The sequence below is a fragment of the Sphingobium sp. Z007 genome, from assembly GCF_900013425.1.
Classification (GTDB): domain Bacteria; phylum Pseudomonadota; class Alphaproteobacteria; order Sphingomonadales; family Sphingomonadaceae; genus Sphingobium.
This window is the reverse complement of record NZ_FBXK01000005.1, coordinates 2,849,972-2,872,500: the sequence shown is the minus strand read 5'-3', so window position 1 is coordinate 2,872,500 and position 22,529 is coordinate 2,849,972. Positions and strand designations below refer to the sequence as shown.

Below are 22,529 nucleotides of genomic sequence, written 5' to 3'. Positions count from 1 at the left end.
CCGCCGAGCCGCTGGTCGAGACGTTGTTCGGGCAGAAATGGCTGGAGATGGCGCCCTTTGTCGCGATCCTGGCGCTGGCGATGCCGTTCATGACGTTGCAGGTGATGTTCGCGCCTGTCAGCAATGCGCTGGGCCGCCCTGGCACAACCGCGCGCGTCGCGGCGGTCGGCGCGGTGCTGATGCCGGTCGCTTTCCTGATCGGGATACGGTTCGGCGCGATTGGCCTGGCCTGGGCCTGGCTGATCGCCTTTCCGGTCCTCACCGCTGTTACCGCACGATTGGCGGGCGGGCCGATGGGGTTGCGATTCGCCGACCTGATTCGCGCCGCCGCGCCGGGACTGGGCTGTTCAATATTGATGGCGGGCGTGGTGATGGCGGTCGATCGGTTGCTGCCGCCGCTGTCCGCGCCATTGCGGCTGTGCGTGCTGGTGCCGGCGGGCGGCCTGGCCTTCCTCGCTGCGCTGATGCTGTGCGCACGCGGCACGCTGATGGAACTGGTCGCGCTGGTCGTGCGGCGGGCACCGCCGGTTCAGGCGCCCGCCTGAACCGGTCGGTCGCTCCAATCAAGCGGTCTGGATGTAATCGCGCAGCGCCGCTGCTTCCGATTCGATGGTGTCGATGCGAAATTTGACCAGATCGCCGATCGAGATCATGCCTACTAGCGCGCCATCGACCACCACGGGCAAATGGCGGATGCGCCGCTTCGTCATCAGCGACAGGCCGTGAATCACCGGGGTTTGATGGTCGATGGTGATGGCAGGCGCGGTCATGACTTCGCCGACGCTATGGTCGAGCGCGGCGGCGCCTTCGGTGGCGACCCGATAGACCACGTCGCGTTCGGAAAAAATGCCGACGACCTGCCCATCCTCGACCACCGGCACGCAGCCGATTCGCTTTTCCGCCAGCAATTGCACCACCGCGAGCACGCTATCATCGGGCCGCACGCTGATGACGTCGCCCTTGCCCTGCAAAATCGCTGCGATGCTCATGACCACTCTCCTTTTCCGGGACATTCCCCGATAGGCGCTTGATGATCCCACTTTCGCGGCCCAATGAAAAGAGATGACGCGCAAACAAGCCCTGGATGATCCGCAGATCGCCGCCACCGCCTGGGCGCGGTTTCGCCGGATCATGGCGTGGATGGCGCTGGGCGGCGCGATCTGCGTCGGGCTGGCGCTGCTGTTCCTCTATTGGTGGGCCGGACAGTTGCCGATCCATATGACGATCGCCACGATTTTGGGCGTATGGCTGACCTTCATGCTGGGGACCGGCCTGATGGCGCTGACGTTCCTGTCGAGCGGCACCGGGCATGACGAGCAGGTGACCGACAGGCTGAAGGACGAGGTGCCGCTTGACGACTGATACAGCGAAGACCGGCGCGCGGGGCGAGGTGGTGCTGCGGCTGGTGCCGCATTTGACCGACATCAACGCCAATGGCCATATTTTCGGCGGCTGGGTGCTGAGCCAAATGGATATCGCCGGCGGAATCGTCGCATCGCGAATCGCGCGGGGCGCGGTGGCCACGGTGGCGATCGAAAGCATGACCTTCATCACCCCCATCCTGCTGGGTGACGTCGTGTCGGTCTATGCGATCGAGGAACGGCGCGGCCGCACGTCGGTCGCGATACGGATCGAGGTGGTGGCGATACGCGGCGTCGGCATGGAAGAAGTGCTGCTGACCAGTGGCGTCTATACATTCGTCGCGCTGGACGCCAATCACCGGCCCCGGCCCCTGCCCGACGCCTGACATAGGACGTTATTAACGGTCAGCGGGGCAAGCGCTCCGTATAGGACCATATCAGGGTGTCGTTGGCGGGGATCGTGGTCCGCCAAATCCAGCCATTGCCGCGCCGCTCCATGTCCGCCGGGCGCGGGGAGATATCGTGGAGGATGGTGACTTCCGCCGTCACGGCGAAAGGCCGGGCGTTGCTGAGGGTGATCGCCCAGTCGCGGGATTTGCGGGACTGTCTTTTCATCCGCGCGGCGATGCGGACGTCGGCGCTGGTCGCCATGTCATAATCGACCCGCTCGCCTTCCGCCTTGTCGCCGATATCGGCTTCGCCCGCGAGCAGGCGCATGTCCTGAACCTGCTCGAACACCGCGACCCGGCCCGACGGCATCGGCAGGCCGAGGCCGTCATCCTTCCGATTCTGCAAGCGCAGCCGCAGCGTCATCGGCTGTGATTCGACCTCGCCATAGACGGTTGCGGCATAGAGGCGTTCGACCTTCACGCCGGGCTGGCGCAGGAGCGCGACCTGTTTCTGCGCGTTGGCGGCGACATCGACGGTCACCGGCACGCGATAGAGTTTGAGGTCGCCGACATCTTCCGGCGGCGGAGGGGGTGGGGGCGGGGCGGGCGCGGCCATGACGACGCCTTCGGTACGGCGCATTGAGGTGACCACGATATCTTCCGCCTCCGCCGCTACATACATCAGTGGGGGAATTGGTCCCTCCGTCGGGGATAAAATCCAGCGTGGATGGGTGCTGGTGACGTCCATCGGCCAGCATTGGAGGCGCAGCGGGCCGCCGGTCGGGCGCGGTTGCGCCCTGCGCGCCTGCTTGTTGGGCTGGCCCGCGATGACGCTCAATTGCGCGTCGGGGAAGCCGGTGACGCCGCCATTGGCGACTGTCAGCCAGGCCATGAGGTCGAGCGTCGCGCCGTCATCGGCCATGTCCGCGACATAATTGGCCGCCCAGTCGAATCCTTCGGCCAGATAGGTCAGTTGCAGCGTCGCGCGTGTCGGGCGGTCGCTGGTGGCGATCACCGACAGGGTCGGACGGGGCGACAGGTCGGCGGGCTTTTGCGGATAGAGCATCCGTTCGGGCAGGCCGCTGCACCCCAGCGCCTCATAGCCCTGCGCGGTTTTCAGGATCACGCCGCCGGTCGGCCCGGCGCTGATGATCGCATCCTGCTGCGTGACCTTGCCGGTCTTGCGGTCGGTGCGGCGCAGGGTGACGCTGCGTTTGAGATAGGCGTCGACCAGGCCCGCGGGCGATAAGAGCCGGGCGTCCCGGTTCTTTTCCCGCACGCCGCGCGGCATACCGGACAGGATCGCGGTTTCGGGCATCAGCCCCTCGGCTACCCCTTCGAACCGCAGCACCGATTCGCCCTGCGGCAGATCGACGGTGCGGCTTTCGGTTATGAGCGCATAGCCGCCCGGCCAGTCCCGGTCGATCGGGCCCTTGGCGCGGAAGGGCGCGCGATAGACGGTGACGGCGACAGAATCGGCCTTGGCCGAGATGATGGTGTCCGCTTGCGCCGGGACGGCCAGCGTCCACAGCGCCAAAAACAAGACAAGGATGCGCGGCACCGGCGCCGTCCCGTCAGTAGCGCGAATCGAAGGTGACGCTGAGATCGACCGTGCCGTTGGCGGGCACCGGCACGCTCCATTCCATGCGGTCGGCGGAGACGCGCTTGCCCTCTTGGCTTTGCGCGACGACGCGGGTGTCACCCCACAAGCCCTGCTGCGCCAAGTCGATCGTCACCGCTTCGGGCCGGGCGTTGGTCAGCGTGTAGCGCATCTTGGTTTCCCAGCGCGCGCTGCCCTTTTTCGTGCGCTGCTCCACGGTCGGTCGCACCTTGACGTCGAACGCCTCGCCGGTGCGCAGCGCCATGGAGGAGCCCATCGGCGTATGGTCGATGCTGTTTTCGCCGATGAATTGCGGGTTGCCGCGCGCGTCGCGCATATAGACGCGGATCGTGCCGGCGGGGAGTTGATCGCCCAGGCCGCCCTCCTTCGAGGTCGAGAATTTGAGCACGCTCGATGCGCTCATCGGTTCGGCGGAACTGCCGAGCCAGCCATTGACATATTCATAGGTGGCGCGGGCCGGGGCACCCTTTACGTCGAGGAAGCTGACCTGCTTCTGCTGCGCATTGGCGATCGTGGTGCGGGCGGCCAAGGGGTAGAGATAATAGTCGCCCAACCGTTCGCGCGGGCCGCTTTGCGTGCCCGCCTGGTCGATCGCGCCGCTGCCGGCCACACCCGACGACTGCCACCAGTTGGTGCGGCCCCCGCCATTGGCCGGGTTGCCCGCGACCAGAATGGTCTTGGCGTCGCTGAAGGTCGTGCCGGTGTTGTTGGTGAGCGTGACCCAGCCCTGCATGTCCATCGCTTGCTTGGTCGCGTCGAACAGCGCGACATAGTCGGCGGTCCAGCCCAGATTGGGGGTGAGGTAGGAGAGGCGGGCCGGCACCGTGCCACCGCGATCCGCCTGCACCGTCACCGACAGGGTTGGGCGGGCGCGCAGATTGGGCGGCACCCGGTCGAAAATGACGCGGACGGGCAGGCCATCGTCGCGCAGCACTTCGATCCGGTTGCCGATCTGGAGGACGATGCCGCCATTGGCGGCGAGGATTTTCGCGCGTTCGCGGGTTTCCGCGCCGGTCGCCGGGTTGGTGCGGAGCAGCGTCACCTCCTGCCCAACCGCCTTGTCCATCAGCTTGTCGGGAGACAGCAGGTCATAATCGAAATTCTGTTCGATAATGGCGAGGCCGGGGCCGGACAGGTTCACCGTTTCAGGGCGGATGCGCGCCGATACATCGGGAAATTCGATGCGATTGCGGCCCGTCGTGACCGGCAGTTGGCGGTCGTCCTGCACCAGCGACTGGCCGTTGTTGTAGATGGTCACTGCAACATCGCCCTGCGCGGTGGCACCGGTGGGATCGGCCACGCTTTGCGCCAGCGCCGACAGGGGAAGGGCGGTCAGCATCAGGGGCAGCAGGTGCGCGGCTCTCATCGGCATCTCTCCAGATATGCGCCATATATAAGCGCCTTGTGCCGGATCGCGCCGGGGTTGCAAAGCAGGCTTGTCGATAGCGACAGGAAAAGAAACAGGCATGAAAAAAGGGACGGCGCGTTGCGGCGCCGTCCCCTGATTTTCGCTATTCAGCGCTTATTCGGCGGCTTCGGTCGCCGGACGGACGCGGCGGGTGCGCTTCTTGGGCGCGTCCCCGGCCGTTTCGGCGTCATTGTCGGCACGGGCGATCGAGGGCGGCAGCACCGCCAGGTCCAGACCTTCGTGGGTGTCCGCTTCCGCCACGACCTTGCGCGGGCGACCGCGGCGGGGGCGTGGGGCCTCGGCTTCGGGCGCGGCGGCTTCCGGCGCTGTCTGAACGACCGGCTGCTGGCGCGGGGTTTCAGTGGCGGGATTGCCCGCCGGGCCTTCTACGCCCATTTCCTGCTGCACCGGCGCATCGCCGTCGGCATTGAAGCGATCGCGGCGGGGACGGTCGCGACGGACATTGCCAGCGCGCGCGTCGCGCGGTTCGCGATTTTCACGCGGCTCGCGATTGTCGCGGGGTTCCCGATATTCGCGGTTGTCACGCGGCTCGCGGGCTTCGCGATTGTCGTCCTGACGATCCGGCCGACGATCCTGCTGCTGGTCGCGGTTGCCCTGTTCACGCTGGCCCTGGTCGCGATTGCCCTGGTCTCGATTGCCCTGATCCCGGTTGCCCTGGTCGCGACCATTTTGGTCACGCTGGTTCTGCTCGCGGGGGGCCTGCTCGCGCTGACTTGGCTCGCGGGGGGTGCGATCATAGGCGTGTTGCTGATCGATGCGGAAATCGTCGACGCCGTCATAGCCGCCGTCGAAATCATCGCCATCCTGGTCGAAACCATCGTCGCGAATGCGCTGCCGGGGGTTTTGCTCCTCCTGGCGGGCGCGATTGTCGGCGAGCACGCGGAAATAATGATCGGCGAACTGCAGATAATATTCGGCATTCACCCGGTCGCCGGCCATCTGGGCGTCGCGCGCCATATTCTTGTATTTCTCAAGAAGCTGGGTCGCGTTGCCGCGGGCGCGGTTGTCGATGCGGTTACCATTGTCGCCACCGCCCCGATTATTGCCGTTGGGACGTCCGTTGTTATTATTGTTCCGGCCGCGATTGCGGCGGCCGGCCTGCCGGTTGTTGATCAAGATATGATCCTTGCGTTCGCTATGACATCATTGGCTGAAAACACTGTTCAGTCGCCATCCCCAAGCACAGCCTGTCCTTCAGGCCGGATACGGCTCCGCCACGGCATGATCCTTCGCGGATCATTCCCCGACTGCCAGCGGCGCTGCGCAGCATACGCCGTCATGACTTTAAGGAGCTAAGAAAACGACCTTTTCTATCAACGATCTAACCGACCATGTCACAAGATAGAGCCGTCCCTAAGGTCGATGTAGTGGCTTTCGCACCATAAACCAAGCAATTTTCGCGGGGATATCGGCAAATCGGTTATTTCTAACCTGGGTTTGTCACAATCAGGCAGCGGTCATGCCCGGCGAGGTCACGGCGCAGGGCGACGGCCAGCCCCTTTGCGTGCAGCAGCGCGGTGACACTGGCGGCCTGATCATAGCCGATCTCAATCGCGGCCATGCCGCCCGGCGCGATCAGCCGGGGCAGGTCGGGCGCGATGCGGCGATAATCGTCGAGGCCATCGATGCCCGCGAACAGCGCGCTGGCCGGTTCGCGCAGCACGTCGCCGGACAACGGCAGGTCGGCGACGATATAGGGTGGATTGATGAGCAGCAGGTCGAACGGGCCTTCGACGCCCTGCGCCCAGTCGCCCGGCCGGAAGGCGGCGCGGCGGGCCATGCCCAGCCGCGCCGCATTGCCCTGCGCCACGGCGAGCGCCGGGACTGAGGCGTCTAAGCCCAGGCCCTGCGCGTGCGGCCACTGCGCCAGCGCCGCCAAAAGCAGTGCGCCGGAGCCGGTGCCAAGGTCCAGGATCGTGGCGGGGGCGCGGGTTGCGAAATGATCGACCGCCGCCTCAATCAGCGTTTCGCTGTCGGGGCGGGGGATCAGCGTGTCTGGCGTGACGGACAGGGTGATCGTCCAGAAATCGCGCGTGCCGGTGATATGGGCGATCGGTTCGCCATCCATTCGACGGGCGAGCAGGGGCACAAAGGTTTCGGGGACGGTCAGGTCGCGCTGGCGCAGCAGCAGGTCGTTGCGGGACAGGCCCAGCGCATGGGCCATAAGCAGCTCGGCGTCGAGCCGCGCGGTGTCGCTGGAGACAGCGAGTTGGACAGTTGCAGCGCGTAGCGCGTCGGGGATAGATGTCATCTCCCCTCCCTTCCAAGGAGGGGCCGGGGGTGGGTCGCGAGTGAAGCGAGCGCCTGTCCAGTCCCAACGGAATCGGCGCCGCTTCGCGGCGCACCCACCCCCTGCCCCTCCCTGACAGGGAGGGGGTGGTGATGCTCATGCCACACCGTCCAGCTGGGCCAGCCGCGCCGCCTCATCCTCCGCGACCAGCGCGTCGATGATGTCGCACAGGCCCGGTCCTTCGAGGATTTCGGGCAGGCGGTGCAGGGTCAGGTTGATGCGGTGGTCGGTGACGCGGCCCTGCGGGAAATTATAGGTGCGGATGCGTTCGGAACGGTCGCCCGATCCGACCATCGCCTTGCGCGCGCCAGCCTGTTCGCTCTGGGTGCGTTCGCGTTCGGCTTCGTAGAGGCGCGCGCGCAGCACCTGCATCGCCTTCGCCTTATTCTTGTGCTGGGAGCGTTCGTCCTGCTGGATGACGACAGTGCCGGTCGGCAGATGGGTGATGCGCACGGCCGAATCGGTGGTGTTGACGTGCTGGCCGCCTGCACCGGACGCGCGGTAGATGTCGATCTTGAGGTCGCCGTCGGCGATCTGGACGTCCACTTCCTCCGGTTCGGGCAGGATCGCGACGGTCGCGGCGCTGGTGTGGATGCGCCCGCCGCTTTCGGTCGCAGGGACGCGCTGGACGCGGTGGACGCCGCTTTCGAACTTCAGCTTGGCGAAGACGCCGACGCCGTTGATGCTGGCCACCACTTCCTTGAAGCCGCCCTGTTCGGACGCGTTGGCGGAGAGCATCTCCATCTTCCAGCCCTGGGTATCGGCATAGCGTTGATACATGCGGAACAGGTCGCCGGCGAAGAGCGCGGCTTCGTCGCCGCCGGTGCCGGCGCGGATTTCGATCATGGCGGGACGGGCGTCGGCCGCGTCGCGGGGCAGGAGTTGCAGCGCCAGCGCGCGTTCGGCTTGCGGCAGCTGGCTTTTGAGGAGCTGCATTTCTTCTTGCGCCATTTCGCGCATGAGGGGGTCGGCGTCGGGATTATCGCCGCCGCCCGCCATCACGTCCAGCGCGGCCAGTTCCTGCCGCAGGCGCCGCACTTCATGGGCGGCGCGGGCGACCGGCTCGATCTCGGCATATTCCTTCGACAGTTTCACGAACGCATCGGGCGCGAGGTCGGCGCGCGTCATCGACGCCTGCACCTCGTCCCGGCGCGCCTCGATCTGCGCGATGCGTTCGGGGGAGATGTGCATCAGGCACTTACCTCATATCCGTTCGGGCTGAGCCTGTCGAAGCCCTTTCCTTCCCTGACGAAAGAAGAAAAGCCCTTCGACAGGCTCAGGATGAATGGAGGGAGGTGTGCGCGATTGACTGAGGTCGGCATCAGGCAATAGCGTCCGCTTCGTCTAGAATGGAGTTAACCCTATCGAGCATTGCATTTGGCATTGCTGATATCGGCGGCTTTATGAAAGGCTTACCGTCTCTCCACTGGATCGACATCAAAACAGATGCGTCAATCTTCGTGGCTTTATCGTAGCGCTTTCTTGGTGAGCCGGTTGCGATCATATCCGCAGATATATGTTGGCGGCGCAGCTTGGCGATAAGCCGCTGCGCATCGGGCAAGGCAAGATCGTCCTCAACCGCCATGATAACGCCGAGGCGTTCTTTCTCCGGCGCATCCACCAGCATCGCCAGCCGCTCGATCCCAGCCGCCCAGCCGACCGCCGGGGTCGCGGGGCCGCCCAGATTCTCGATCAGCCCATCATAGCGCCCGCCGCCCAGCACGGTGCCCTGCGCGCCCAGGCGATCCGTGACAAACTCGAACGCGGTGTGGCGATAATAATCGAGGCCCCGGACTAGGCGGGCGTTGCGTTCCCAGGCCACGCCTGCGGCATCCAGACCCGCCGTGACCTTATCGAAGAAGCTGCGCGCCTCGTCGGTCAGATAGGCGTCGATGTCCGGGGCGCTGTCGGCGACCGGGCGGTCGCGGGGGTCTTTGCTGTCGAGGATGCGGAGCGGATTCTTGGCCAGCCGTTCCACGCTGTCTTCCGACAATTCGCCCCTGTGCGCCTCGAAATGGGCGATCAGCGCCGCGCGCCAGGCGTCGCGGCTTGGCCCGTCGCCCAGCGTGTTGAGGGTCAGCGTCACGCCGTCGGCGATGCCCAATTCCTTGAGCAACTGGTCGGCCATGACCAGCAGTTCGACGTCCGCGCCCGGTTCGGCCGCGCCGATGATTTCGGCGTCAAGCTGGTGGAACTGGCGGAAGCGGCCCTTTTGCGGGCGTTCGTAGCGGAACAAAGGCCCGTGGGTCGCGACCTTCAAGGGCGCATATTGCTGCCAGCCCTCGGTGATATAGGCACGGCTGATGCCGGCGGTAAATTCGGGGCGCAGGGTGATGCTGTCGCCGCCGCGATCTTCGAACGTGTACATCTCCTTGGAGACGACGTCGGTGCTTTCGCCCAGCGAGCGGGCGAAGACGGCGGTGGATTCGAACACCGGCACTTCGACCCGCTGGAATCCGTAGAGTTTGCGCACCCGGTCGAACGTCGCGACGACATGGGCGAAGCGTTCCGCAAATGCCTCCGCCGTGCCGCCCAACATGTCCTGTGTGCCGCGCACCGGGCGCGGCGTTTCGATCTTCGCCATGGGGCCGGGCCTTTAACGGCAAATCACCCTCAAGGAAACGCGCTTTTTCAACGCTGCCCATCAGAACAGGGCGGTCATCGCCAGCGACAGATAGCGCACGTCGCCGGGGCGCGGCGCGTTGGGCGCCTGCGTCAGGAAACGCCCCTTGGCGAGCCAACTGGCGTTGAGTTCGGCGCGCAGCTTTTTCGGTATCGCCCACCAGCGCAGGCGACCGTCGATCATATGCCCGGCAAAGCGGCCCGACCGACCGGCGGCGTCGCGCACGCCGGTCGTGGAAAAGGCGTCGGTCCGCGACGCCAGCCACATCGGATGCCAGTTGGCCTGGAGGTCGATCCGCTTGCCCGGCGCCATCTCCATCCGCACGCCCGGCGTCAGGATATTGGCGCGGCCGGTCTGGGCGAAGATACCCGACGGCGTGAAATCGGCGCGGCGCATGCCTAACAGGGTGTCGAACCGGCCATAGCTGCCGCCGCGCCGGTCCCCGCTGACATAGTCAAACTCGACCGACAGGCGTGCTTTTAGCGGTCCGGCGAAGCTATATCCCGCATCGGCATGGACGAACCAGGCGACGACATCGAGCGACGCGGCAGCGGGCGCATTGCTGGCGCGGACCCGGCCCATCTGCCAGATGGCTTCCACCTCATAGTCCAGTGCGCCCGCCGCAGGATCGCGCATCAGGCGCAGGCTGACACTATGGAGATGGCGGTTGCGGGTCGGTCGGCCGGGCATGTCGCGCTCGGCCAGGCCGAAATAGCCCAGTTCGACCATAGACCGGTGCGCGAAATTTTGCGCGACATAGCCGCCCCAGAGGCGCAGATCGGGGCTTTCCCGGTCCAGCGCGCGGTCATTGTCCAGCACGGCGTCCTCGTCATCGGGGCGGCGCATCTGCGGCAGGACGTAGATCAGGCTGGCAGACCTGCCCTGCGCGGTGGCGAGATCGATCCGTGCGCCGGTATAGCCGTTGGTGGTGTTGCGATAATCGTCCGCCGCGACCAGCCTTCGCGATCCCAGGTTCAGCATGAATCGGCCGAGTTGCACTGACGCCTTGCTGCCGCGCCCCAGCACGGGCCCCAGGTCGGCGACGACATAGGCCTGCACCGGCTCCAGCACGTTCACTTCACCGGTGCCGATGCCTTCGCCCGGATGACCGCCCCAGATCCGGCTGTCCCATAATTCGGCGGCGAGATGGATCGGACCCGTGCGATAATCGGCCGCGACGACGGTACGCAGGCTGGCGATGTCGATCCGGTCGTCCAGCCCGGCGCGCGCCTGGCCATCAAGCACCTCGTAGCGCGCCCGGACATTGCCGGAGAGGGAGAAGCCATCGTCCTGTGCCAGAGCCGGGGAGGCGCTGGTCAGCAGCAGCGCAAGAGAAGAGAAAAAGCGAAATCGGTCCACGCGCAGCTCCATGGTTCCGCCCCACCGCGGATATATGAGGCGGCCTTTGGCGCGGAGGCGCTGACCGGGAAGGCGCTGATCCCGATGCTCTGCGCATGGCCAAGGTTGCGGCGGCGATCAAGTCCCTTTTGCGTCGGCGCGCGCCGCCGGGGGGTGGACGGCGCGGCGACGCCTTGCCATGCTAAAGGCAATCGGGCCGTCCGCCCTACCTATCTTTCTGGAGACATCCATGATCCGCAGCCTTGCTGCCGCCCTGTGCCTGACAACGGGCCTTTCGAGCGCCATCGCCAGTCCGCTGTTCGCGCAGGACGCGATCCGGTCCAAGCCGACCGCCCTGCCCGTCGACAGCGGCGCGCCGGCGCCCAAGGACATTCCCTATCCCGGCGGCACCATAAAGCTGGAGGTCGATGCGACCGACACGGTGCAGCGCATCTTCCGCGTCAAGGAAACGATCCCCGTCGCCGCTGCCGGGCCGATGACGCTGATGATGCCGGCCTGGCTGCCGGGCAATCATGCGCCGCGCGGGCAGATCGAAAAGCTGACGGGCCTGACCTTCACCGCCAACGGCCAGAGCCTGGCGTGGAAGCGCGATCCGCTCAACGTCTTCGCCTTCCAGATCGACGTGCCGCAGGGCGTGACGCAGGTGGTGGCGCAGTTCCAGTTTCTGTCCGCCACTCAGCCCGCCCAGGGCCGCGTGGTGGTGACGCCCAAGATGCTGAATATCCAGTGGGAGAGCGTGTCGCTCTATCCGGCGGGCTATTATACGCGCCAGATTCCGATCCAGGCGACCGTGACCTATCCCGCCGGCTGGCAAGCCGCGACCGCGCTGCGCGGAACGAAGAGCGGCAATGCCGTCGCCTATGAGACGATCGACTATGAGGCGTTGCAGGATTCGCCGGTGTTTGCGGGCACGCATTTCAAGGCGGTGGACCTGGGCAGCAATGTGACGCTCAACATCGTAGCGGATGATGCGGACGAGCTGGATTTCAAGCCGGAGCAGATGGCCAAGCATAAGAAGCTGGTCGCCGAAGCGGGGTCGCTGTTCGGAGCCTATCATTTCAACCATTATGATTTCCTGCTCGCCATCACCGATGAGATGGGCGGCATCGGCCTGGAGCATCATCGTTCGTCTGAGAACCAGGTCGAGCCGGGCTATTTCAAAAGTTGGGACAAGGGCGAGGCGTTGCTGGACCGCAACCTGTTGCCCCATGAATTCACCCATAGCTGGGACGGCAAGTTCCGCCGTCCAGACCTGCTCTGGACGCCCGACTTCAACGTGCCGATGCAGGATAATCTGCTGTGGGTCTATGAAGGGCAGACGCAGTTCTGGGGCTATGTGCTGGGCGCGCGGTCGGGGATGTTCTCCAAGGCCGAAACGCTGGACGCCTATGCGCAGATCGCGGCGAAGCTGGACACGGCGGTCGGGCGGCAGTGGCGCGCGATGGAGGACACCACCCATGATCCGATCATCTCCGCCCGCCGGCCCAAGGGCTGGGCGAGTTGGCAGCGATCGGAAGATTATTACAACGAAGGGCTGATGATCTGGCTGGAGGCCGACGCGATCATCGCAAAGGCGACACGCGGCAAGAAGGGCCTCGATGATTTCGCCAAGGCGTTTTTCGGGATCAAGCCGGGCGACTGGGGCCAGGTCGTGTATAACCGCGGCGACGTCATCAAGACGCTGAACGATATCGCGCCTTATGATTGGGCCGGTTTCTTCCAGAAATATGTCGACAGTCCGACCAAGGAAACGCCCAAGGGCGGCTTCATCCTGGGCGGCTACTCCCTCGTCTATGGCGAGGAGCCGGGGGCGATCACCAAGGCGGCCGAGGGCGCCAACAAGATGGTCGACCAGAGTTTCGGGATCGGCGCGATCGTCAAGAATGACGGCGAAGTGAGCGGCGTCGTGTGGGACAGCGCGGCATTCAAGGCGGGGCTGGTCACGGGCGCGAAGATCATCGCGGTCAATGGCGACGAATATTCGGGCGACGCGTGGAAAGCGGCGATCAAGGCCAAGACGCCGATCCAGATCATCCTAAAGCAAGATAAATACTATCGCACTTTGACACTCGATTATTCGGGCGGGCTGCGCTATCCGCGCCTCGACAAGACAGGAGAGGGTGACGGCAGCCTCGACAGGTTGCTTAAAGCCCGAACATAATCATCCGTAGCGTAACGTGTAGCAAAAGGCGTTTCCATGAATATCGAACTGATCCCGGTCGGCGACGATCCGCCCAACAGCCTGAACGTCATCATCGAAGTGCCGGTCGGCGGCGAGCCGGTGAAATATGAATTCGACAAGGCCAGCGGCGCGTTGTTCGTGGACCGCATTTTGCACACACCGATGCGCTACCCGGCCAATTATGGTTTCGTGCCGCACACGCTGTCGCCCGACGGCGATCCGCTGGACGCGCTTGTCATCGCGCGCTCGCCTTTCGTGCCCGGATCGGTCGTGCGTGCGCGCCCGATCGCGGTGCTGAACCTGGAAGACGAAGCGGGTGGCGACGAGAAACTGGTCTGCGTGCCCGACAACAAGACTTTCCCATATTATGCCGACATCAGCGAGAAGGACGATCTGCCCGGCATCGTGATGGAGCAGATCGAGCATTTCTTCACCCACTATAAGGATTTGGAAAAGACCAAGTGGGTTCGCATCGGCACCTGGGGCGGGGCGGACGACGCCAAGCAGATCACGCTGGAAGCGATCGCGCGTTATCAGGCGAGCAAGAAGACGGCGTAAGGCCGGTTTCTTTCGGGAGTTAAAAAGGCCGTGTGGACGATGTCCGCGCGGCCTTTTTCGTTGGCTTGCTGAGTGTGTTCCCGCGCAGGCGGGAACCCAGTTCAAACGTCGGGACTGGATTCCCGCCTGTACGGGAACACAAAAAACTCAAATCAGCCGATCCGCGTCCAGCGCCATGGCGAGCGAATCGCGGCCTTTGGGCATCCGGGCGTGGAGGCGGGCGTCGGCTTCGACCAGGCGCTCGACGCCGATGGCAAGCTGCTCTTCGGGTAGGGTGAAGGGCAGGCGCAGGAAGCGTTCGAATGCGCCGCTCACCCCGAAGCGTGGGCCGGCGGCGATGCGGACGCCGAGGCTTTCCGCCAATGCCGCCAGCGCGGTCGCTTCCGCACGGGGCAGTTCGGCCCAGAGCGACAGGCCGCCAGCGGGCGATTCCACCCGCCAATGGGGCAGGCGATCCGCGATCAGGCCCAGCAGATGGTCGCGCCGTCCGCGCAGTTGGCCGGCCCGCTCGCCCAGGCCGACATCGGCGTCGATAAGCTGCGCGACCGCGATCTGTTCGACCACCGGGCTGGCCATGTCCATCGTCGTGCGCAGGCGGCCGAGCGCCGCCACCGTCTGAACATCGGCGCGAATCCAGCCCACCCTGAGCCCGCCCCAGAAAATCTTGCTGGCCGAACCCAAAGTGATGACCTGCCGCCCCGACGGATCGTGCATCGCCACGGGTGGGGGTGGCGCGAAATCGAGGCCCATCGCGACCATCGTTTCGTCCACCACCAGCGGCGTGTGGCTGCGCGCGGCGGCGGCGACCAGCGCGCGGCGGGTGGCGGGGTCCATGCTGCGACCGGTGGGGTTGTGGAAATCGGCGATGACATAAGCGAAGCGGGGGCTGGTCTGGCGGAAGGCCGCCTCCATCGCGTCGACGTCCCAACCCTGCGCCGGCAGGCCGACCGGCACCGGCACGACATGGGCGCGCTGCAGCGCCTGGATCGCATTATGATAGGTCGGGTGGTCGATCACCACGCGGTCGCCAGGCCCCGCCAGCCATTGGAGCAGCAGTGAAAAGCCCTGCTGCGCGCCGTTGGTGACCATGATCTGGTCGGGACTGGTCGGGCATCCGCGCCGCTCATAATGGGCGGCGATCGCGCGGCGCAGCACCATGATGCCAAGCGGATCATAGCCTAGGTCACCCAGATAGGCGGGTAGCGCCTCCACCGCATGGGCATAGGCGCGCGCGACGCCGGGCGCGGCGGGCAGGGCGGCATGGGTCCAGTTGAGCAGATTGCCGCCGGTCGTCGTGTCGATCTCCCCCGGCGCGGTTTCGGCCCGGCCCGGCGGAATCCGGGTGACGCTGCCCGACCCCTGCCGACTTTCCAGAAAGCCCTCGTCACGCAACCGGTCGAAGGCGGCAGCGACGGTGGTGCGCGACAGGCCCAGCGCGGCGGCCAATTCGCGTTCGCCCGGCAGGCGGACGTTGAGGCCGACCCGGCCGTCCAGCACCAGCATCCGCAACGCCTGCGCGAGTTGACGATAGGCCGGCTCAGCGCTGTCCTGCGCACGCCAGGCGCCCAGCAGGCGGAGCAGGGAGGGGGGGCGGAGTAGCGAAGTGGACATGGGGCACATTCCAATCTGGCCGTGGATCAAGGCCATTTATGCCAGACTGGTCCTTTTTGAAAAGGCCAGTTGGGTTGAATTAGCATGGCATGACCAACCACCGCTACGCCCTCCGTTTTTCGCAGCTCTTCTGGGGCTTGTGCCTCTACGGTTTTTCCATGGCGCTGATGCTGCGCGCCAATTTGGGGCTCGATCCCTGGGATGTGCTGCATCAGGGGCTAGCGCCCCGTATGGGCCTCAGCTTTGGCATGACCGTCAACCTGATCGGCGCGCTCGTGCTGCTGCTGTGGTGGCCACTCAAGCAACGGCCAGGGATCGGCACGATCGCCAATATCCTGGTGATCGGGACCGCGGTGGACCTGTCGCTGATACTGCTGCCGACGCCCGAAGGCCTGTGGGTGCGCGCGGGCTGGCTGGGCGCGGGGATCGTCCTCAACGGTATCGCGGGCGGTGCCTATATCGGTGCGGGCATGGGGCCGGGGCCGCGCGACGGGTTAATGACCGGCCTATGCCGCCGGACCGGCTGGCCGGTCAAATGGGTGCGCACCGGCATCGAGATCGGCGTGCTGGCGATCGGCTGGCTGCTGGGCGGCACGGTGGGGGTGGGCACCATCCTCTACGCCGCGACGATCGGCTGGATCGTCCACCATGCGCTGCCCTTTTTCCGCATCGCCGCGCCGGGACGTCCCGCGCAGGCATGACGGACGCCCCTTGATCGATCGATGCGCGACGGCGTCAACCGGTCCCTTTTCTCTTTGCATATAGGGCGCATAGTCATTGACCGGGGCAGGCAGACGGGCATGATCGGCCGAGCCTTTCCCCCGATCAAGGAGCATCCCCCTGCGCCCCTTCCTCGCCGTCGCCCTGCTCGCGCCGCTGACCGCCGCGGTCCCGTCCCAACCCGCGCCCCAACCCGCCCTCGCGCCGCTGGCCTTCGAACAAGTCGCGCCCGCCGGCACGAAAATGCCGCGGTTCAAGGTCGATGCCGCCTGGCCCGCCATGCCCGACGACCTGCTGTTGGGGCAGGTGAGCGGGGTGGCGGTGGGGCCGGACGATTCGGTGTGGGTCGTCCATCGCCCCCACAGCCTGACCGCGACCGATACGGGCCTGGCGCAAAGCCCGCCGATCGCCGCCTGTTGCAAACCCGCGCCGCCGGTGGTGCGCTTCGCCAAGGACGGCCGCTATGTCGGCGGCTGGGGCGGCGCGGCGAGCGCGCCGACGGTCGATAGCGTCAACCAATGGCCCGCCAGCCTGCACGGCGTCTTCGTCGACAAGGCCGGCACGGTCTGGTTCGGCGGCAATGGCAAGGGCGATCATGTCGTGATGAACTATAGCGCGGAGGGCCAGTATATCCGCCGCTTCGGTCAGCGCGACAAGACCGGCGGCAACGACGCGACCGACCAGCTCGGCAATCCGTCGGACGTCAATCATAGCGAAGGGATGGTGTTGGTGTCCGACGGCTATGTGAACCGCCGGGTGATTGGTTTCGATGCGAAGACGGGCGGCTATAAAGGTCGCTGGGGTGCCTATGGCAAGCCACCCAGCGGACCGGTGCTGAAAGGCACCTTCGACCAGAGCCATGCCGTCGATCCCAGCCAGACCGCCGATCCACAAGCCGCCATATTCGGCAGCATCGTCCATTGCGTAGTGCCGACGAAGGACGGCCATCTCTATGTCTGCGACCGCAACAACAACCGGGCGCAGCTGTTCAAGCGGGAGAAGGATGGCGGCCTGACCTTCGTGCGCGACTTAGCGATCGCGCCGGAAACGGGCGGCACCCATACGGTGACCGACATCGCCTTTTCGCCCGATCCCGACCAGACCTATCTCTATGTCGCGGACATGATGAACGGGCGCATCTGGATCTTGCTGCGCAAGACGCATGCAGTGCTGGGCGCGATCGGCCGGGTCGGCCGGCAGGCGGGGCAATTCACCTGGCTGCACAGCATTGATACCGACAGCGACGGCAATATCTATGCGACTGAGGTCAATACCGGCCGGCGCGTGCAGAAGCTGGTGTTCACCGGCATCGAATGAGGCTTCACGTCCCGATCAACCGTACATAGGCGCTGGCGACCCACCCGCTGGCGCAAGGGCCGGCATAGGGCTGCTTGCGGTCCACGGGAGAAGTGACGCCGCAATCCACGCTTTCCGCCGGCGCGCCGGGCGCGCGGGCCGGGGGCACGACCAGGCCCAGCCATTTCTGGTCGAGGCTGCGAGCGCATATCCATGTCCGCTGCCCCTCCGCCAGGCGCGCCAGCGCCTTTGCATCGGTGAAGGGCGCGGCGCGCAGGGGAAGACCGCCTGGTCCGCTGCGCGTCACCTGACCCAGCCCGCCGCACGCATCCATCCGTGGGCCATCCTCGCCGATCGTCACCGGGCGCGCGACCGGCGCATCCATGCGGGTTTCGGGCACCTCCATGCGCGGCGCGCCGGCGAGCGAAGAATTGGGCAATTCTTCATAGACGTCATTGCTTTTCGAGCAGGCGCCAAGCGGCAGCAGCAAGGGTAGCAGGAGGAGAGGGGCAAGGCGCATGGACAGCCTGATAGACCGTGCCGGACCCCGGCGGAAGCCGCCATGTTTCGCTTTAGTTTCGACGCGCCTTTCCCTATATGCTCGGCATGAGCGATGAACCCGTAAACACCCCCAATAATAACGAATATGGCGCTGATAGCATTAAGGTGCTCAAAGGCCTGGATGCGGTGCGCAAACGCCCCGGCATGTATATCGGCGACACCGACGATGGCAGCGGCCTCCATCACATGGTGTTCGAGGTCAGCGACAATGCGATCGACGAGGCGCTGGCCGGTCATTGCGACAAGATCGTCATCACGCTGAACCCCGACGGATCGGTCAGTGTGGAGGATAATGGCCGCGGCATCCCGACCGGCATCCATACCGAAGAAGGCGTGTCGGCAGCGGAAGTCATCATGACCCAGCTGCACGCAGGCGGGAAGTTCGAGAATACCAGCGACGACAATGCCTATAAGGTGTCGGGCGGCCTGCATGGCGTGGGCGTGTCCGTGGTCAACGCGCTGTCCGAATGGCTGGACCTCAACATCTGGCGGGACGGCAAGGAACATTATATGCGCTTCGCCTTTGGCGATGCGACCGCGCCGCTCAAGGTGATCGGCGACGCCCCTGAGGGCAAGAAGGGGACGCGGGTCACCTTCCTGGCCAGCATGGAAAAGACGCCGGGCGATGGCGCGACGTTCAAGAACCACACCGAATATGATTTCGAGAAGCTGGAGCATCGCTATCGGGAACTGGCGTTCCTCAACAGCGGCGTGCGCCTGTTCCTGGTCGACGCGCGCCATGAGGAGACGAAGGAGATCGAGCTGTTCTACGAGGGCGGAATTGCGGCCTTCGTCAAATATCTCGACCGCAACAAGTCGGCCATGATGCCGGAGCCGATCGCGATTTCTGGCACCCGCGACGACGTGACCATCGACGTCGCGCTGGAATGGAACGACAGCTATTATGAAAATGTGCTGTGTTTCACGAACAACATCCCGCAGCGCGACGGCGGCACCCACCTTGCAGCCTTCCGCGCGGCGCTGACGCGGACGCTCAACAATTATGCGGAAAAGTCAGGCGCGCTGAAGAAGGAAAAGGTCAGCCTCACCGGCGAGGATATGCGCGAGGGTCTGACCGCCATCGTTTCGGTCAAGCTGCCCGATCCCAAATTCTCGTCCCAGACCAAGGACAAGCTGGTCAGTTCCGAAGTGCGCCAGCCATTGGAAAGCCTGATGGCCGACAAGATGGCGGAATGGCTGGAGGAAAATCCGGCCTTCGGCAAGATGATCGTGCAAAAGGTGATCGACGCCGCCGCCGCGCGCGAAGCGGCCAAGAAGGCGCGCGAACTGACGCGGCGCAAGGGCGTGCTGGACATTGCCAGCCTGCCTGGCAAGCTGGCCGACTGTCAGGAACGCGACCCTGCGAAGTCCGAACTGTTCCTGGTCGAGGGCGATTCGGCGGGTGGGTCGGCCAAGCAGGGGCGCAATCGGCATAATCAGGCGATCTTGCCGTTGAAGGGCAAGATCCTGAACGTCGAGCGCGCACGGTTCGACAAGATGCTGTCGTCCAAGGAAGTCGGCACGCTGATCCAGGCGATGGGCACCGGCATTCGCGACGATTTCAACATCGAGAAGCTGCGTTACCACAAGATCGTCATCATGACCGACGCGGACGTCGACGGTGCGCATATCCGCACGCTGCTGCTGACCTTCTTCTATCGTCAGATGCCGCAGATCATCGACGGCGGGCATCTCTATATCGCCCAGCCGCCGCTCTATAAGGCGACGCGGGGCCGGTCAGAAGTTTACCTCAAGAACGAAGCCGCGCTGGAGCAATATCTGGTCGACAACGGCGTCGAATCGATGGCGCTGGAAACCGGCAAGGGGCCGCGCACCGGCCAGGATCTGCGCAGCCTGATCGAACATGCCCGCAAGATGCGGTCCGTGATGCGCTATGTGCCGCGCCGCTATAATCCCGCAATCATCGAGGCGCTGAGCCTGAATGGCGCGCTCGACCCCGAACTGGATACGTCAGCGCAGGCGGAGCGCCTGGCCGCTACCGTCGCCTGGATGGGCGCGCAGGATGTCGAGGGCCGCTGGACCGGCAGCGTCGCGGAAGAGGGCGGATTCCATTTCCAGCGCGCCTGGCGCGGCGTGACCGACCATCATGTGATCGAAGGCGGCTTCGTCGGATCGGCCGAGGCGCGCAAGCTGCACAGCATCGCCGCCGAGGATGCCGGCAGCTACCTGACCCCCAGCCGCCTGATCACGGTCAAGGCCCTCGCCGCCGAGGCGAATGACGACGACCTACCCGTAGCGCCGAGCAAGGGCGCGATGGTGACGCGGCCGAGCGAACTGCTTGACGCGATCCTGACCGCCGGGCGCAAGGGGCTGGCCATCCAGCGCTACAAGGGACTGGGCGAGATGAACGCGGAACAGCTGTGGGAAACCACGCTGGACCCGGACAATCGATCGATGCTGCGTGTCGAGGTGGAGCAGGCGGACGTGGCCGACGAAATCTTCACGCGCCTGATGGGCGACGTGGTCGAACCGCGGCGCGAGTTCATCCAGGACAATGCGCTCAACGTCGCCAATCTGGACGTGTGATGCGTTGTCGTCATGGCAAGCGTAGCGAGGCCATCCACGCAGCGCCTTGGATTGCTTCGCTACGCTCGCAATGACGGAGAACAGCACATGATCGATGCCGGTCTATCGCGTTGCGGCTGGGCCGGGACCGACCCGCTTTATTGCGCCTATCATGACGCGGAATGGGGCGTGCCGGAGCGCGATTCACGCATGCTGTGGGAAATGCTGATGCTGGAGGGGTTCCAGGCGGGCCTGTCTTGGATCACCATCTTGCGCAAGCGTGAGGGGTTTCGCGCGGCCTTCGCCGGGTTCGATCCCGACTCAGTGGCGGCCTTCACCGACACCGATATCGAGCGACTGATGGGCGACCCTGGCATCGTGCGGGCGCGGGCGAAGATCGTCGCGACGATCGCGGGCGCGCGCATCTTTTGTGCGATGCGCGACGCGGGGGAGGATTTCGCCACCTATGTCTGGTCCTTCGTCGATGGCGTGCCGTTGCAGGGCGACGGCGTCGTCGTGCCTGCCCAGACGGACCTGTCCGCCGCCCTGTCCAGGGATTTGAAACGACGCGGCTTCAAATTCGTGGGTCCGACCATCGTCTATGCCTGGATGCAGGCGATCGGCATGGTGAACGATCATGCCAAGACATGCTTCCGCCGGGATGCGGTCAGCGCGGAATGAAGCGGTGGTGGCTCATCCCTCTCATCGGCTTGATGGCAGGATGTGGCGGCGATAGCGCGACGCCGGACAACACAGTGCTGGACACCGACGCAGCGCCGCCGATCGTCGGCAATGCCATGATCGATTCGGCAAGCATCGAAAATCATTCGGAAAAGGTTCCACGTGAAACAGGCCCGGCGACGCCTGATGTTGACGCCGCGCCGCGTCATTCTGAACAAGACGCCGCTTCCTATCCCGATCCCGATCGATATAGCGCCATCGGCACGGAGCCTTTCTGGGCCGTCACGATCAATGGATCGACCGCGCAATTGGCCCGGCCGGACAAGCCGCCGCGCCGCTTCGCGGTCACGCGCAGCGACGACGCAAAATCGACCCGCTATCAGGGCGATGGCTTTACCATGACGCTGAGCGAAGGGCCGTGCAGCGACGGCATGAGCGATGCGATCTGGTCCGACCAAGTGGCGATCGCGTTCGGCGAAGGCACGCTCAAAGGCTGCGGCGGGCGGCGCGAAGATAGGCGGGATGACGCGCCCTGATCGTTAAGGAACAGGAATCCTGTGCCAAGGAGATATGCCGTGACCGACAAAAGCCCCGATACATCGCGCCGCACGCTCTTGATCGGCGCCACCACGGCTCTGTCCCTGACCGCGCTTTCCAAGCCATCCGAGGCGGCGGTGCCGACACAGCCGCCCGTGCCGCCCAGCGGGCCGAAGACGACGCTCGGCATGGTCCTGTTCGACGGGTTCGAATTGCTGGATGTTTTCGGTCCGCTCGAAATGTTCGGGATGTTGAAAGACCGGGTCGAGATCGTGATGATCGCGCAAAAGGCTGGGCCGGTGAAAAGCGGGGCAGGGCCTGCCGCGGTCGCGGATGTCGGCTTTGCCGACGCGCCGCGGCTCGACATCGTGATGATCCCGGGCGGCATGGGTACGCGGCGGGAGGTGGATAATCCCGCCTTCATGGCGGCGATCAAGGATATCGCGCAGGCCACGCCGCAGGTGGCGACCATCTGCACCGGATCTGGCCTGCTGGCCAGGACCGGCCTGATCGACGGGGTGAAGGCGACCAGCAACAAGATGGCCTGGAAGTGGGCCACGGCGCAGGGCGCGAAGGTCGTCTGGGTGCCGAAAGCGCGCTGGGTGGAGGATGGGAAATATATCTCATCCTCCGGTATTTCGGCCGGGACCGACATGGCGCTGGCCCTGATCGCGAAACTCTATGGCAAGGACATGGCGCATTGGGTCGCGCATCGCGCCGAATATCGCTGGAATGAGGATGCCACTGACGATCCGTTTGCGGCGATGAACGGGCTGGGCGCGTAG

Annotated in this window: 21 protein-coding genes and 1 pseudogene (1 of these 22 cut by a window edge); 11 read left to right on the top strand and 11 right to left on the bottom strand. The window is 65.1% G+C overall.

From position 1 onward, the window contains the following. Positions 1 to 545, top strand: the end of a protein-coding gene (locus CEQ44_RS21845; protein ID WP_088181724.1) for a lipopolysaccharide biosynthesis protein. The gene continues 943 nt to the left of window position 1, outside the view; the window shows 545 of its 1,488 coding nt (coding positions 944-1,488); its start codon lies off the left edge, out of view; it ends in the stop codon at positions 543 to 545. A gap of 18 nt (positions 546 to 563) precedes the next feature. Here CEQ44_RS21845 and CEQ44_RS21840 read toward each other — a convergent pair whose 3' ends face one another. After that, complete coding sequence (locus CEQ44_RS21840; RefSeq protein ID WP_088181723.1) at positions 564 to 989, bottom strand: CBS domain-containing protein; 426 nt, start codon at positions 987 to 989, stop codon at positions 564 to 566. 73 nt (positions 990 to 1,062) lie between these two features. Between CEQ44_RS21840 and CEQ44_RS21835 the strand changes: the two genes are divergently transcribed. After that, positions 1,063 to 1,362, top strand: a complete 300-nt coding sequence (locus CEQ44_RS21835; RefSeq protein WP_088181722.1) for a hypothetical protein — start codon at positions 1,063 to 1,065, stop codon at positions 1,360 to 1,362. Further along, complete coding sequence (locus CEQ44_RS21830) at positions 1,352 to 1,747, top strand: acyl-CoA thioesterase (protein ID WP_088181721.1); 396 nt, start codon at positions 1,352 to 1,354, stop codon at positions 1,745 to 1,747. The genes CEQ44_RS21835 and CEQ44_RS21830 overlap by 11 nt, the downstream gene beginning before the upstream one ends. Positions 1,748 to 1,766: 19 nt before the next feature. Here the strand turns inward: CEQ44_RS21830 and CEQ44_RS21825 are convergent, their stop codons facing one another. The 8 genes and pseudogenes from CEQ44_RS21825 to CEQ44_RS21795 form a co-directional block, all read right to left on the bottom strand. Continuing rightward, positions 1,767 to 3,311: a DUF4139 domain-containing protein gene (locus CEQ44_RS21825; protein WP_088181720.1), complete on the bottom strand. Its 1,545-nt coding sequence runs from the start codon at positions 3,309 to 3,311 to the stop codon at positions 1,767 to 1,769. A 13-nt stretch (positions 3,312 to 3,324) separates the two neighbouring features. After that, positions 3,325 to 4,737 (bottom strand): DUF4139 domain-containing protein, encoded by a 1,413-nt coding sequence (locus tag CEQ44_RS21820; RefSeq protein ID WP_088181735.1) that lies wholly within the window; start codon positions 4,735 to 4,737, stop codon positions 3,325 to 3,327. A 156-nt stretch (positions 4,738 to 4,893) separates the two neighbouring features. Continuing rightward, a complete protein-coding gene (locus CEQ44_RS25305; RefSeq protein ID WP_306341406.1) occupies positions 4,894 to 5,040 on the bottom strand; it encodes a hypothetical protein in 147 nt (48 codons plus the stop codon). Positions 5,041 to 5,718: 678 nt separating this feature from the next. After that, positions 5,719 to 5,916: pseudogene (locus tag CEQ44_RS25300) on the bottom strand (DUF4167 domain-containing protein); the annotation flags it as partial. A gap of 310 nt (positions 5,917 to 6,226) precedes the next feature. Then, positions 6,227 to 7,051 (bottom strand): peptide chain release factor N(5)-glutamine methyltransferase, encoded by an 825-nt coding sequence (gene prmC / locus CEQ44_RS21810; protein ID WP_088181718.1) that lies wholly within the window; start codon positions 7,049 to 7,051, stop codon positions 6,227 to 6,229. Between the two features lie 135 nt (positions 7,052 to 7,186). Continuing rightward, positions 7,187 to 8,281 (bottom strand): peptide chain release factor 1, encoded by a 1,095-nt coding sequence (gene prfA / locus CEQ44_RS21805; RefSeq protein WP_088181717.1) that lies wholly within the window; start codon positions 8,279 to 8,281, stop codon positions 7,187 to 7,189. A gap of 130 nt (positions 8,282 to 8,411) precedes the next feature. Continuing rightward, a complete protein-coding gene (gene hisS, locus CEQ44_RS21800; RefSeq protein ID WP_088181716.1) occupies positions 8,412 to 9,674 on the bottom strand; it encodes a histidine--tRNA ligase in 1,263 nt (420 codons plus the stop codon). A 60-nt stretch (positions 9,675 to 9,734) separates the two neighbouring features. Then, on the bottom strand, positions 9,735 to 11,072 hold the full coding sequence (locus tag CEQ44_RS21795) for an alginate export family protein (protein ID WP_254913796.1): 1,338 nt from the start codon (positions 11,070 to 11,072) through the stop codon (positions 9,735 to 9,737). 229 nt (positions 11,073 to 11,301) lie between these two features. On the opposite strand from CEQ44_RS21795, the gene CEQ44_RS21790 reads away from it, so the two are divergent. Further along, entirely contained in the window at positions 11,302 to 13,233 is a 1,932-nt protein-coding gene (locus CEQ44_RS21790) for a M61 family metallopeptidase (RefSeq protein ID WP_088181714.1), read from the top strand. A 36-nt stretch (positions 13,234 to 13,269) separates the two neighbouring features. Continuing rightward, positions 13,270 to 13,812 (top strand): inorganic diphosphatase, encoded by a 543-nt coding sequence (gene ppa, locus CEQ44_RS21785; protein ID WP_088181713.1) that lies wholly within the window; start codon positions 13,270 to 13,272, stop codon positions 13,810 to 13,812. Between the two features lie 147 nt (positions 13,813 to 13,959). Here the strand turns inward: ppa and CEQ44_RS21780 are convergent, their stop codons facing one another. After that, positions 13,960 to 15,423, bottom strand: coding sequence for a PLP-dependent aminotransferase family protein (locus CEQ44_RS21780; RefSeq protein ID WP_088181734.1), 1,464 nt, complete (start codon positions 15,421 to 15,423; stop codon positions 13,960 to 13,962). Positions 15,424 to 15,512: 89 nt separating this feature from the next. Between CEQ44_RS21780 and CEQ44_RS21775 the strand changes: the two genes are divergently transcribed. Beyond that, a complete protein-coding gene (locus tag CEQ44_RS21775; protein ID WP_088181712.1) occupies positions 15,513 to 16,124 on the top strand; it encodes a YitT family protein in 612 nt (203 codons plus the stop codon). A 139-nt stretch (positions 16,125 to 16,263) separates the two neighbouring features. Next, positions 16,264 to 17,460 carry a hypothetical protein gene (locus CEQ44_RS21770; RefSeq protein WP_088181711.1) on the top strand — a complete coding sequence of 399 codons (1,197 nt, stop codon included), beginning with the start codon at positions 16,264 to 16,266 and terminating at the stop codon, positions 17,458 to 17,460. Positions 17,461 to 17,464: 4 nt separating this feature from the next. Here the strand turns inward: CEQ44_RS21770 and CEQ44_RS21765 are convergent, their stop codons facing one another. Continuing rightward, a complete protein-coding gene (locus CEQ44_RS21765; protein ID WP_088181710.1) occupies positions 17,465 to 17,959 on the bottom strand; it encodes a hypothetical protein in 495 nt (164 codons plus the stop codon). A gap of 86 nt (positions 17,960 to 18,045) precedes the next feature. Between CEQ44_RS21765 and gyrB the strand changes: the two genes are divergently transcribed. From gyrB to CEQ44_RS21745, 4 genes are all read left to right on the top strand, one after another. Next, entirely contained in the window at positions 18,046 to 20,547 is a 2,502-nt protein-coding gene (gene gyrB / locus CEQ44_RS21760; RefSeq protein ID WP_088181733.1) for a DNA topoisomerase (ATP-hydrolyzing) subunit B, read from the top strand. Between the two features lie 87 nt (positions 20,548 to 20,634). Then, positions 20,635 to 21,207 (top strand): DNA-3-methyladenine glycosylase I, encoded by a 573-nt coding sequence (locus CEQ44_RS21755; RefSeq protein WP_088181709.1) that lies wholly within the window; start codon positions 20,635 to 20,637, stop codon positions 21,205 to 21,207. A gap of 32 nt (positions 21,208 to 21,239) precedes the next feature. Beyond that, positions 21,240 to 21,743, top strand: a complete 504-nt coding sequence (locus CEQ44_RS21750; protein ID WP_254913794.1) for a COG3650 family protein — start codon at positions 21,240 to 21,242, stop codon at positions 21,741 to 21,743. A gap of 39 nt (positions 21,744 to 21,782) precedes the next feature. Next, positions 21,783 to 22,529: a DJ-1/PfpI family protein gene (locus tag CEQ44_RS21745; protein ID WP_088181707.1), complete on the top strand. Its 747-nt coding sequence runs from the start codon at positions 21,783 to 21,785 to the stop codon at positions 22,527 to 22,529.